This window comes from Pseudomonas sp. MEJ086 (assembly GCF_030209025.1).
Classification (GTDB): Bacteria; Pseudomonadota; Gammaproteobacteria; order Pseudomonadales; family Pseudomonadaceae; genus Aquipseudomonas; species Aquipseudomonas fulva_A.
This window is the reverse complement of record NZ_JARVSV010000026.1, coordinates 273910-287925: the sequence shown is the minus strand read 5'-3', so window position 1 is coordinate 287925 and position 14016 is coordinate 273910. Positions and strand designations below refer to the sequence as shown.

2 protein-coding genes are annotated in these 14016 nt (G+C 59.8%); both read left to right on the top strand.

The genetic code is table 11. From position 1 onward, the window contains the following. Window positions 1–12230: Ig-like domain-containing protein (locus tag QRN22_RS18330; protein ID WP_285403610.1), on the top strand; the 12230-nt coding region annotated here is incomplete at its 5' end. After that, the gene (locus QRN22_RS18325; protein ID WP_197077061.1) at window positions 12172–13845 is read left to right on the top strand and encodes a tryptophan halogenase family protein; all 1674 of its coding nucleotides are present in this window, start codon (window positions 12172–12174) and stop codon (window positions 13843–13845) included. The genes QRN22_RS18330 and QRN22_RS18325, both read left to right, overlap by 59 nt. The last annotated feature ends 171 nt before the right edge of the window (window positions 13846–14016 follow it).

The following is a 14016-nucleotide window of genomic DNA, read 5'->3' as shown; positions in this document are numbered from 1 at the left end:
CTGAACCAGGTAGTACGGTTGCAGTAACCAACCCTGACGGCACTACCGAAACCGTCACTGCTGGCACCGATGGTTCCTACACCATCACCACTCCGGCCAACCAGCCGTCCGGAGATGTGGTGGTTGTGGCTACGGATGCGGCCGGCAACATTAGCGCCGAAACCACCATTCCTTACGTCGACGCCACTGCACCCGATGCCCCGACTGCCGAAGTGACCGTCAATGCTGACGGCAGCTTGACCGTTGCCGGTGTAGCAGAGGCGGGTAGCACCGTTAGCGTGACCAATCCTGACGGCACTACCGAAAACGTGGTCGCTGGTGAAGATGGTTCCTACACCATCACCACGCCAGCCAACCAGCCGTCGGGCGATGTGGTTGTCGTAGCTACGGATGCGGCGGGCAATGTCAGCGCCGAAACCACCGTTCCTTACGTCGATGCCACTGCACCCGATGCACCGACTGCTGAAGTGACCGTCAATGCTGACGGTAGCCTGACCGTCGCTGGTACTTCCGAGCCAGGCAGCACCGTTGCAGTGACCAATCCTGACGGCACTATCGCAACCGTTACTGCTGGAGCCGATGGTTCCTACACCATCACTACTCCGGCCAACCAGCCGTCGGGGGATGTAGTTGTTGTGGCTACCGATGCCGCAGGCAACATTAGTGCGGAGACCACCGTTCCTTACGTCGACGCCACTGCGCCGGATGCACCGACTGCCGAACTGACCGTCAATGCTGACGGCAGCTTGACCGTTGCCGGTGTAGCAGAGGCGGGTAGCACCGTTAGCGTGACCAATCCTGACGGCACTACCGAAAACGTGGTCGCTGGTGAAGATGGTTCCTACACCATCACCACGCCAGCCAACCAGCCGTCGGGCGATGTGGTTGTCGTAGCTACGGATGCGGCGGGCAATGTCAGCGCCGAAACCACCATTCCTTACGTCGATGCCACTGCGCCGAATGCACCGACAGCTGAAGTAACAGTCAATGCTGACGGCAGCCTGACTGTCGCTGGTACTTCCGAACCAGGCAGCACCGTTAGCGTGACCAATCCTGACGGCACTACCGAGACCGTTACTGCCGGTGGTGATGGTTCCTACACCATCACCACGTCGGCCAATCAGCCTTCGGGCGATGTGGTGGTCGTGGCTACAGATGCCGCAGGCAACATCAGTGCTGAAACCACCGTTCCTTATGTCGATGCCACTGCACCGGATGCACCGACGGCAGAAGTGACCGTCAATGCTGATGGCAGCCTGACCGTCGCTGGTACTTCCGAACCAGGCAGCACCGTTAGCGTGACCAATCCTGACGGCACTACCGAAACCGTGGTCGCTGGAGCCGATGGTTCCTACACCATCACCACTCCGGCCAACCAGCCGTCGGGTGATGTGGTTGTCGTAGCTACGGATGCGGCGGGCAATGTCAGCGCCGAAACCACCGTTCCTTATGTCGATGCCACGGCACCCGATGCCCCGACGGCAGAAGTGACCGTCAATGCTGACGGTAGCCTCACCATTGTTGGTACTTCCGAGCCAGGCAGCACCGTTGCAGTGACCAATCCTGACGGCACTACCGAAACCGTGGTCGCTGGTGCCGATGGTTCCTACACCATCACCACGCTGGCCAATCAGCCTTCGGGCGATGTGGTTGTTGTGGCTACTGATGCGGCGGGCAATGTCAGCGCCGAAACCACCATTCCTTATGTGGACTCCACTGCACCGGATGCCCCGACTGCCGAAGTGACCGTAAATGCTGACGGCAGCCTGACTGTCGCTGGTACTTCCGAGCCAGGCAGCACCGTCAGCGTGACCAACCCTGACGGCACTACCGAGACCGTTACTGCCGGTGCTGATGGTTCCTACACCATCACTTCGCCGATCAATCAGCCAACCGGTGACGTAGTCGTTATCGCAAGCGATGCTGCTGGTAACGTCAGTGCAGAAACTACCGTGCCGTACGTGGACACCATTGCGCCAACTACCACAGCAACGATCGACAGCTTCTCCGATGACGTTGGCCTGATTCAGGACACCGCTCTGCCGTCAGGCAGCAGCACGGACGATAGCACTCCTACTCTCAATGGTTCCTTGACAGCAGAGCTGCTGACGGGCGAGCAGGTCAACGTCTATCGTGACGGCACTCTGGCTGGTCAGGCGACAGTCACCGGGACTAATTGGACATTCACCGATTCCGATCTGGCCGATGCGCCCTACACGTATGTCGCTCGTGTAGTGGATGCTTCAGGCAATCTGGGCGACGTTTCCAGCAGTTTCGAGTTGACAGTCGACACTTCCGGCCCGTCGTCCTCCACTACCCAGGTGACGATTGACGCCATTACCGGCGACGACGTCATCAACGCCGCCGAATCGAGTGATGTAGTGACGATAACCGGCACCATCAGCGGTGATTACAGCGTTGGTGATGTGGTAACCCTCACCACTGCAGTCGGTACCTATACCGGTGCGGTAGCCACAGGCGGAACCTGGAGCGTTGAGGTGGCTGCAGGTGGTTTTGGCGGCAATGGTGGTCAGGTCGTTCAAGTGAGCATTCTGGCTCACGACATCGCGGGCAACCCGGGCACCGTTACCGCGAGCCGTCCTTATCTGGTCAACATCAGCGCGCCTTCCGGCACCGCACTGTCGATCGACAGCGTGGCAGGTGACGATATCGTCAACGCCAGCGAAGCGGCTGCCAGCAACACGGAGACCATCAGCGGTAGCGTGACGGGCGAGTTCACCGTTGGTGATGTGGTCACTCTGACCATTGGTAGCTTCACCACCACCGCTGCTGTCGATGCGAATGGTTTGTGGAGCACGACCGTTGCCGGTGACATATTGGCAGTTGGCACTGCCATCGACGCCAGCTTGCTCGCCCACAATGCGGTGGGTAACGAGGCCACCGTAACGGCCAGTCGTGCCTATGTGGTCGATACCGATTTGCCTAGCAACTCCTCGACCACCATCAGCTTCGATCCGATTACCGACGACAATATCGTCAATGCCGCCGAGGCCGTGACGACCCTGACCCTTAGTGGTCTCGTGAGCGGTGATTACCAGGCTGGTGACGTCATCACCTTGACCATCAATGGCGTTCAGTACAGCGGCAGCGTGGCTGCCGGTGGTATCTGGACGGTGGCCAACGTAGCTGGCAGCGACCTGGCCGCTGATGCCGATCGCATCATCGATGCCAGCCTGGTGGCTCATGACAATGCTGGCAACGAGGGCACCGTCTCCGCATCGCACAACTACGCAGTGCAAACCGATGGTGTGACCACTGGGCTGTCGATCGATGCCATCGCCGGCGACAACATCATCAACAACGCTGAAGCACTGTCGGACGTCATTTTCAGTGGCGTGAGCACGGGAACGTTCACGGAAGGCGATGTGGTAACCCTGACCGTCAATGGCACCGCTTATACCACCAGCATCGATGCCGATGGTATCTGGAGCGTTAGCGTCGCGGCTTCTGCATTGGGCGCCGATGGCGCCTACACGGCCACGGCATCCATCGTATCGAGCGACAGCGCAGGAAACCTTGGCAGCGCTCAGGCACAGCGCGCCTACAGCATCGATACCGCTGTACCAGATGCTTCCAGCACCAGCCTGGCGATCGACACCGTCGCGGGTGATGATCAGGTCAACCTGGCCGAAAGCTCGGCTGCGGTGCAACACGTCATTTCCGGTACCGTCAGCGGTGATTTCACCCCGGGTGATATCGTCACGGTGACCATCGGTAGCGAAAGTTACAGTGCCAGCGTGACCGCAGGCAGTGGCTCGACTGGCGTATGGAGTGTGAGCGTTGCGGGTGATGTCCTGGCATCGGCTACCACGGTAATTGCGAGCCTCGCCGCTAGCGATGCCGCTGGTAACGTTGGCACTATCCTGGCCCAGCACAATTATGTGGTGGATATCACGGTACCAAACGCACCGACCCTGGTGGTCATCGATGACGCGGGCAGCGTCACTGGCAACGTAGCTGACAACGGTGGCGTGACCGATGACAACACCCCGACCTATCAGGGCACGGGGGAGGCCGGTGCCACCATCAATCTGGTGATCAATGGCGCCGCCGTAATCAGCGTGCTGGTCGACAGCGATGGCAACTGGAGCTATACAGCGCCCCTTGCAGTTGCCGACGGTGATTACACGGTGGTCGTGACGCAGGCCGATACCGCCGGTAACGTCAGTGCACCTGTCAGTACCACCTTCACCGTCTCCACCGGCAGCGTCGAACTGCCGACGCTGGTTGTCTCCGACAATCTGGAGCCTGTGTTGGGCTTGGTGGTCGATGGTGGTAGCACCAATGACATCACCCCGACCTTCAGCGGTACGGGTGTGGCGGGAGCCACCGTGCACGTGGCAGTCAATGGTGGCACGCCTGTCGATGTGACGGTCGACGCATCTGGCGAGTGGAGCTACACGCCGTCCGAACCGATCGGAACCGATGGCAGCTACACCGTGAGTGTTACCCAGACCACTGCGGTGGGCACCAGCGGGGCGGTCACCAGTCAGTTCATCCTCGATACCCGTGCACCCAGTGCGGAGGACGGCTACGAAGTTGCGATCACGTCCTACACCGATGATGTCGAGCCGCAAGCCGGTGTCTATCTGAGCGGTAGCACCACCAATGACACCTCGCCACTGCTAAGTGGAACGGTGGCTGGCCTGGTGGATGGAGACGAGGTGCATATCTACCAGGGCCGCACCCAACTGGGGGTGGCCACGGTTTCCGACGGAAACTGGATCTATCAGGTAACCAACGTAAGCGAGGGCACGCATTCCTATACGGCCGTTCTGGTCGATTCGAGTGGTAACCTGGGTGTGGTTTCCGAGCCCTTCATCATCACTGTCGATATCACGGCGCCAAGCGCGGCCGATGGTTACGCCGTAGCTATCACCGGTTATGTCGACGATGTGGAAGCGCAGACCGGTGTCTTCCTCAGCGGCACCAGCACCAACGACACGTCACCTCTGTTGCAGGGCTCCGTAGCCGGGTTGGCGCCCGGTGATCAGGTGCATATCTACTCCGGTACGGAGCTGCTCGGTACTGCCAGCGTGACCGCTGATACCTGGACATTCCAGATCAGTGAGGCTGACGAAGGTACGCACAACTACACCGCGGTTCTGGTGGATGCGGCAGGTAACCAGGGATTGACCTCCGAGGTATTCACCTTGACCGTGGACACCATTGCGCCCAGCGAGGCAGATGGCTATGCCGTGGAAATCACTGGCTACATCGACGATCAGGAAGAGCAGATCGGCACTTTCGGGCTGGGCACCACGACCAACGACACTTCACCCCTGTTGCAAGGCACCGTATCGGGAATGATTGCGGGGGATACGATTCGTATCTATGACGGAAGTGCTCTGATCGGTACGGCCTCCGTGCAAGGGGGCACTTGGAGCTACGCTGTGGTCGATGCCAGCGAAGGCAGCCACACCTATACGGCGGTAGTGGTCGATGCGGCGGGTAACGAGGGCTTGAGCTCCAATGCTTTCACGCTGATCGTCGACACCAGCGCACCAAGCGCCGAGGACGGCTATTCGGTAGTCATCAGCTCGTTTGCCGATGATGTCGAAGCTCAGGTTGGCAACTTCCCCAGCGGCAGCAGTACCAATGACACTTCGCCTCTGCTTCAGGGCAGCGTGGAGGGGCTGGTCACGGGTGACTTCGTACGGATTTACGAAGGCAGCACGCTGCTTGGTACTGCCGTGGTCACGGGCGAGAACTGGGTATTCCAGCTGGCGGATGTCACCGAGGGTAGTCACAGCTATGTCGCCGTGCTGGTCGATGCCGCAGGTAATCAGGGGCTGCAATCCGATGTCTTCAGTCTGGTCGTCGATACCCGAGCACCTAACGCAGATGACGGCTATGCGATCGCCATCATCGATTATGTCGATGACGTCGAGGCGCAGACCGGCACCTTCGCCAGTGGTACCACCACCAACGATACATCGCCTGTCTTGCAGGGCTCTGTTTTCGGCTTGGTAGCAGGTGATCTCATCCGTATATACGACGGTAGCAGCCTGCTGGGCGTAGCCACCGTATCGGGCGATACCTGGAGCTATGAAGTCGTCGATGCCAGTGAAGGTACGCATGCCTACACGGCCGTGCTGACCGATGCGGCAGGCAATGAAGGGTTGGTGTCGAACGCGTTCGAGCTGACTGTCGACACCCAGGCGCCAAGCGCCGACGACGGTTATGCGGTGGCGATCGTTTCCTATACCGATTCGGTGGAAGCGCAAACCGGTACCTTCGGCAATGGCACCAGTACCAACGATCAGTCGCCCGTGCTCAACGGTACGGTCGCAGGCCTGGTTAACGGTGATCTGGTACGTATCTACGAAGGTACAACCTTGCTGGGAACCGCGGCCGTGAGCGACGGCACCTGGACGTTCGAGGTAGTACAGGCCAGTGAGGGTCAGCACGACTACACCGCGGTTCTGGTCGATGCAGCTGGTAACCAGGGGTTGAGCTCCGAGGTGTTCTCCCTGACCGTCGATACCACTGCGCCGAGCGCCGACAATGGTTACTCCGTGGAAATCGTGTCCTACATCGACGACGTGGAGGCGCAAGTCGGTAGTTTCGGCAGCGATACCAGCACCAATGACAGCTCGCCGCTGCTGCAGGGCACTGTCTCGGAACTGGCCTCCGACGAGTTCGTGCGGATTTACGATGGTGAGATCCTGCTGGGGACTGCCAGCGTCAACGGCACCGTCTGGACCTATCAGGTCGCTGATGCGGTACAAGGTGAGCACATCTATACCGCGAGGGTAGTGGATGCAGCCGGCAACGAAGGCGTGCTCTCGAATGCCTTCACGCTGACTGTGGACACCACTGCTCCGAGCGCGGAGGACGGTTACGCCATCGCGATCACCGCTTACACCGACGACGTCGAAGTGCGGACCGGCGATTTTGGCAGCGGAACCAGCACCAACGATCCTGAGCCGTTGTTGCGCGGTACCGTTTCCGGGCTGGTGTCTGGTGATGTCGTGCGCATCTATGAAGGCAGCACGTTACTGGGGGTTGCCACCGTCTCGGTTGACAGCTGGACCTACCAACTTTCCACCATCACCGAAGGCCTGCATACCTACACGGCGGTCCTGGCGGACGCGGCGGGCAACGAGGGCCTGGCCTCCAATGCGTTCAGCCTGACGCTCGATACATCGGTGCCCAGTGAGGAAACCGGGTACAGGGTCGCTATCACCGGTTACGTCGACGATGTAGAAGCACAAACCGGTACGTTCGTCAGTGGCACCAGTACCAACGATACGTCACCGCTTCTGCAGGGCACGGTATCGGGTCTGGTGGATGGCGACGACGTGCTTATCTACCAGGGCGAAAACCTCCTGGGCGCTGCCACGGTCACTGGTGCAACCTGGGCTTTTCAAGTGCTCGGGCTCACGGAAGGTACCTACACCTTTACGGCCGTCGTAGCCGATGGAGCAGGGCATCAGGGTCTGACATCGAGCCCGCTGACTCTGACGGTCGATAGAACGGCACCGAGCACCGAGGATGGTTACGCAGTTGCCATCACCTCTTATGTCGATAACCAGGAAGCAGTGGTTGGTGTATTCGGCAGTGATACCACCACCAATGACACCTCACCGCTCTTGCAGGGCACCGTGTCCGGTCTGGTTACCGGCGATGAAGTTCGGATATACGAAAACGGTACCTTGTTGGGTACGGCAGCGGTGTTTGGCAGTTCGTGGTTCTACCAACTCGCGCAAGTCAGTGAAGGGGCGCATACCTACACTGCGATCCTCGCTGATGCGGCAGGCAACGAAGGCTTGAACTCGGCCGCTTTCACCTTGAATGTCGATACCACGGCGCCAAGTGCCGATGATGGCTATGCCGTTGCCATCACCGCCTTTGCCGATGTCGTCGAGGCGCAAGTCGGTGATTTCCCCAACGGCAGCAGTACCAACGATACCTCGCCGCAGCTCAAGGGCAGCGTAGCGGGCTTGGTCGCTGGTGATGTCGTGCGCCTCTACGAGGGTGCCAACCTGCTGGGTACCGCCACCGTTACCGACGGCGAATGGCTCTACCAATTGCAGGGCGTCAGTGAAGGCACTCACACCTACACCGCGATGGTGGTGGATGCCGCCGGCAACGAGGGGTTGCGCTCCAGTGAGTTCACCCTGACCGTCGACACCCGCGCTCCAAGCGTGGATGACGGCTATGCCGTAGCGATCATCGATTATGTCGACGACGTCGCGGCTCAGGTTGGCAGCTTCGGCAGTGGTACCGCCACCAATGATACTTCGCCGGTTCTGCAGGGCTCGGTCGCAGGGCTGACCACTGGCGATGTGGTACGCATCTACGAAAGCGGTACGCTCTTGGGCGTCGCGACTGTATCGGGCGACAACTGGAACTATGAGCTCGCCAGTGTCAGCGAAGGCCTGCATACCTACACGGCGGTGCTGGCTGATGCGGCGGGTAACGAAGGTGTCGTATCGAATGAATTCAGCCTGATCGTCGACACCACGGCGCCAAGTGCCGAAGATGGTTACTCGGTTGCGATCATCAGCTACACCGATGACGTACAGGCGCAGACCGGCATTTTCGGTAGTGGCACCAGCACCAACGATCTGTCGCCGGTGTTGAACGGTACCGTGGCCGGTCTGGCAAACGGTGATCTGGTGCGTATCTACGAAGGTACCCAATTGCTGGGGACTGCCACCGTCACGGCTGGAACCTGGACGTTCGAAGTGGTGCAGGCGAGCGAAGGCAGTCATACCTATACGGCGGTGCTGGCCGATGCGGCGGGCAATGAGGGGGTGGCTTCCAACGAATTCACCCTGACCGTCGATACGCGCGCGCCGAGTGCCGAGGATGGGTATGCGGTCGCCATCACCACCTTCACCGATGATGTGGAGACCCTGGTAGGTGATTACCCGAGCGGTACCTGGACCAACGACAACACGCCGCTGCTGCAGGGCACCGTTGAAGGTCTGCAGGCGGGTGATTACGTACGCATTTACCAAGACATGAATCTGCTGGGCAATGCCACTGTCACCGACGGCACCTGGGTTTATCAGGTCGCTGTCACCGCTGATGGTAGCCATAACTACGTGGCGGTGGTCGTGGATGGGGCCGGCAATGAAGGCCTTATATCCAATGTTTTCAACCTGATCATCGACACGGTGCCGCCAACCCAGACCGTCACCATCGACAGCTTCACCGACGATTTTGGTACCACCACGGGTAACCTGCCATCGGGGTCGACCACGGACGATGCCACCCCGGTGTTGAACGGCAGCCTGTCTGGCGCCATTGCGGCCAGCGATACCGTCAGCATCTACGAAGGCACTACCTTGCTGGGTACTGCCACGGTGACTGGAACTACCTGGTCGTTCGCGATTCCGCCAAGCACCCTCATAGGCGGTACTCTGCACACCTACACTGCAGTGATATCGGATCTGGCTGGTAACCAAGGTACGCCATCGAACGCGTTCAGCCTGACCAGCGTCGTCGAGGTCAACGTTCTTGTCACGCTGGATACCACACCTATCATCACCGGTCGTATTCCATACGCTCTGGTAGACGGTGCACGACTGCATGTCACCATCGATGGCAAGACCTACACCTCGGAAGATGGCACGGTCATGGTCGATAGTCTCAACTCGACCTGGTACATCCAGATTCCGAACGAGAACGCGCTTTCAGTTGGCACACACCCGGTTCTTGCCGAGATCATCAACGGCGACGGCAGCAACGGTGCCAGCGGCATCGACACCAACGAGCTGATCGTGGCTCCCATACCTGTAGCGAACTTCGGCGCGGCGGGTGGTGATGGCAACAACAAAGGCACCACGGTCACCATGAGCAATACCGGTGGCTGGGAGTTCTTCAGCAATCAGGTGGTATTCCGCAGTACCGGTACCGACAACTCGAGCGTTGCCGAATACGCGGGTACATCGCTGACCAGCAATACCGGCGGCGCCGGGTATGGCAACAACAACATGAACATGGTGCAGAACGCGACCTATATCGATATCAACCGCGATGGCCATATGGATATCGTGGGTATCGATAGCCGTTACAGCAACGGTCAGCAGATGTTCATCAACAACGGTGACGGTACTTACACCGCCCGGCAGATGGCCGATACCCGAGCGACCGGTGATGGCCTGGCCAACACCTACAGCTGGTACGGCGGTGTCATGGCCATCGACTTCCGCGGCGATGGTTACGTCGACGTCATCTTCGGTGACCAGACGCCGAACGACGCGGCTGCGATGGGTGGCTACAACTCCCAGTTCGTGCAGAACAATGCTGGGGTATTCATCAAGGACGCTGTCTATACCTACACGCTGGCGAACGGTGGCCTGAATACCGGTAATGCGACGCCGGATCAGGAGTTGTCTGGTGTCGACCTGAACAACGATGGTACGGTCGACGTGGTATTCCATGCCACCGCGGGCACCAACAAGATCGGTGCAGCTGACGCTACCGGCACGGCCACCAGTGGCAACACGGCACGTCTGGTCGTGGTGAAGAACAATGGGGCAGGTGGCTTCACCACCAGCCAGATCATCAACGACGCGGTGCTCTACACCGGTGACCCCAACATCGCCAACGAGCCGTCCATGACCTGGGCCGACTATAACGGCGATGGATACATGGATCTGTTCATGGGCAGGGTACATGGCACCACCGTGGCGGCTCAGAACAACAGCACCATCTTCTTCAACGATGGGGCTGGTAACCTGGCATCCACCAATACCGCCGGGGTTGGCACCGCTACCGGGACCTACAAGTTCAACGATACCGTCCGCGGCGGTGCGTCGCTGGCAGTGGACTGGAACGGTGATGGCCGCATGGACATCATCGAAGCACCGCAGATCGGAGAGGGCGCTGCTGCCGTCACCGGCACCGTCAATCTGTACACCAACCAGACCTCGGGTGGCACGGTAAGCTTCAATACCAGCTACCTGCAGACCGCTGGAGGTTTTGGCAGCGCTGCGGGGACGGCTCGGACCTTCAGTGGCGCGATCTCTGCGGCGGGCGTGGTAACCGGTAACCCGGTCACCGGGATGCTCAGTGTCGACGTCGACTATGACGGCGCCAAGGATTTGCTGCTGTTCACCAGCACCGGTGCCACTACCTACGTGCGCAACACCAATGTGATTGCCGACGGTACCAGCATGCACGTACGGATCGTCGACCCGCAGGGCATCACCACCTACTTCGGTAACACGGTGAAGTTGGTGAATTCCGCCGGGGTGGTGGTTTCCACGCAGATCATCAATCCGCAGGCCGGTGGGCAGACCAACGACAGCACCAGCATCGTCGACTTCTATGGCCTCAATCCCAATGAGACCTACAGCATCATCCTGTTGCGCAATATCAATGGGGTCACCAGCCATGTAGGGGCCAGTAGCAGTGTGGCTGGCTTCACCATCCAGCACGTCAACTCCAGCTGGGGTGGCTTGAAAGCTGGCGAAGCCGATTCGGCCTACGTGCTCACGGCGCAGGGTGAAACCGAGTCTTCCAATACCATCGGTGCAGGTGTGATCGGGACGGGTTACAACGACACCTTCTTCGCCACGCTTGGTACCAAGCGTTACGAGGGTGGTGGTGGTACCACCGAAGACTCCGATTACAAGACATGGAGCAACACCGGCGGGATGGACATCGTCGACTTCAAGCTGGCAGGCAGCACTGCGCTGACCATCGACATGAGCTTGAGCGGTGCGCAGAACACCGGCTGGAACACCGTGACCCTCAGCAACATCGAGGGCATAGCCGGGGCCGCAGGTAACGACACCTTCACCGACGACGCAGGCGACAACCTGTTCGAAGGGCGCGGAGGCAACGATACTTTCAACCTGATCAACGGCGGTCGTGACACGCTGCTCTACAAGGTGCTGGCCGGCTCCACTGCAGACGGAACGGGCGGCAACGGTACCGACACGGTCAACGGATTCAGCCTGGGTACCTGGGAAGCGAGTCCCAACGCCGATCGTATCGATCTATCGGAGCTGTTGGTGGGTTATACCGCCGGCGGCGGTGCCCGCTACATCAACGGTGTCGCCACCATCGCCAGTAACGAGACCATCGGTCAGTTCATTTCGGTGGCCACCAGTAACGGCAACACCACCGTGAGCATCGACCGGGATGGGAATGGCTCGGCCTACAGTTCGACAGCGCTGGTGACTCTCAATGGGGTCAGCACGGATCTGGCGACGCTGCTGGCCAACCATCAACTCGTCGTGGTCTGAGTTCTCCACGCTTCTACAATCAGGAAAGATAGAGAGGGCGAGTATTCGCCCTCTCTTTTTCACGACGTATCGCCAGATCAAGGGTACTCGAATGTTGAATATACGAAGCGCTCGCCGCCATGTGGTGGTGGGCGGTGGGACTGCAGGCTGGTTCGCTGCGCTGACTTTGCGGCGATTGTTCGATCCATCGATCGAGGTGCGGCTGATCGAGTCGCCCGACATCGGCATTGTCGGCGTGGGCGAGGGCGGGTTGATCAATCTGATCGAGGCGCTCAACCGCAACGGCATTCCCGTCAGCGATTTCATGCGTGAAACCGGGGCGGCGTTCAAGATGGGCTTCTGCTACGAGGGATGGCGTGGCGGCGGCGAGCAGGACAGGTTCTATCACCTGTTCGCCGACCCCAAGGCCGAGGAACTGGGCTGGTCGGAATTTGGTGGCTACCCGTTGATGGCAGCGCTGATTCACCACAACCACGCCCTGGATGGCGGTGTGCTGGGCTACAACGTCGGTTATGAAGCCGTCGTCAACAACCTGTCACAGATGGAGATGGCGCAGCTCCTGGTCAGCGGGCGCTCGGGGCTCTCCATGTCGCTGCATTTCGACAGCCACCGAGTGGCTGATTTTCTCAGGAAGGTCGCCGTCTCGCGAGGCGTTGTCCATCAACAGGGCAAGGTCGATTCTCTTGTACGAGATGAGCGCGGGTTGGTGCAGAGCCTGCGCGTGACCAACACCGATGGCAGCGCAGAAGCGCTCGACCTGGGCTTGATGATCGACGCATCCGGGTTCGCCCGTCTGGGGATCGGCAAGACAGAGGGGAGCAGGTGGCGATCGTTCAAGGACTACCTGTTGATGGACAGTGCCATTCCTTTCCACATGCCACACCCGCAGGCGAATCCATCGCTGGTCACCCGGGCCATCGCCATGGAAGCCGGATGGATGTGGCAGATCCCGCTGCGTGAGCGGGTTGGCGCCGGCTACGTATTCAGCAGTGCCCACATGGATCCTGAGCGCGCGGTCAGAGAGATCGAAGCAAAGGTCGGGCATGCCATCGAGCCGATGCGCACCCTGCGATTCGAGCCTGGGCATTTCGAGCAGGTATGGATGGGCAACGTACTGGCCATCGGGTTGGCATCCGGATTCGTCGAACCCCTCGAGGCTACTTCGATCGGGCAGATGCTGGAACAACTGAAGAACTTCGAGCGGGTGCTGGTGCAGAGCCAGGGCGTCGTTCTCGACAGCGTGATCGACGGCTTCAATGCGGCGAATACGCAGAGCTGGAGCGAGATCCGCGACTTCCTGCGCATGCATTACGACTGCCCGCGACGCGATAACCCGTTCTGGCGCGATGTGGCCGATTCCAACATGCCCGTTAGCTACCAGGACCTCAAGGCGTCGTTCGCCGTACGCACACCGCGTCTTATCGATATTCAGGGCAACTCGTTGCATGGTTGGGGAGCGATCTTTCACGTCATGAACTGGATGTTCGTCGCCCATCCCCTGGGGTTGCTGTCGCGTGAGGCGGCCCAGGCGGATGTCCTGGCCTTGCCTGAGGACAAACGCCAACGGGTGGATGCCTACATGGACAAGGTGCGCCAGGCGAGAACCGCTCGTTAGCTACGTCCGTAGCCTGCCTTCGTACTGCAGCGATACCCGGGTCAGTTATCCCCGTATCGCTGTTTCCAACCCGAGCCACGTACAGCGCATTGCCCCGCCTTCCAACCATGTCCCGCTAACTGGCCTGACGTTGAGCACAGCGACCCCCTCAGCGCTCTCCCGACCATCGAT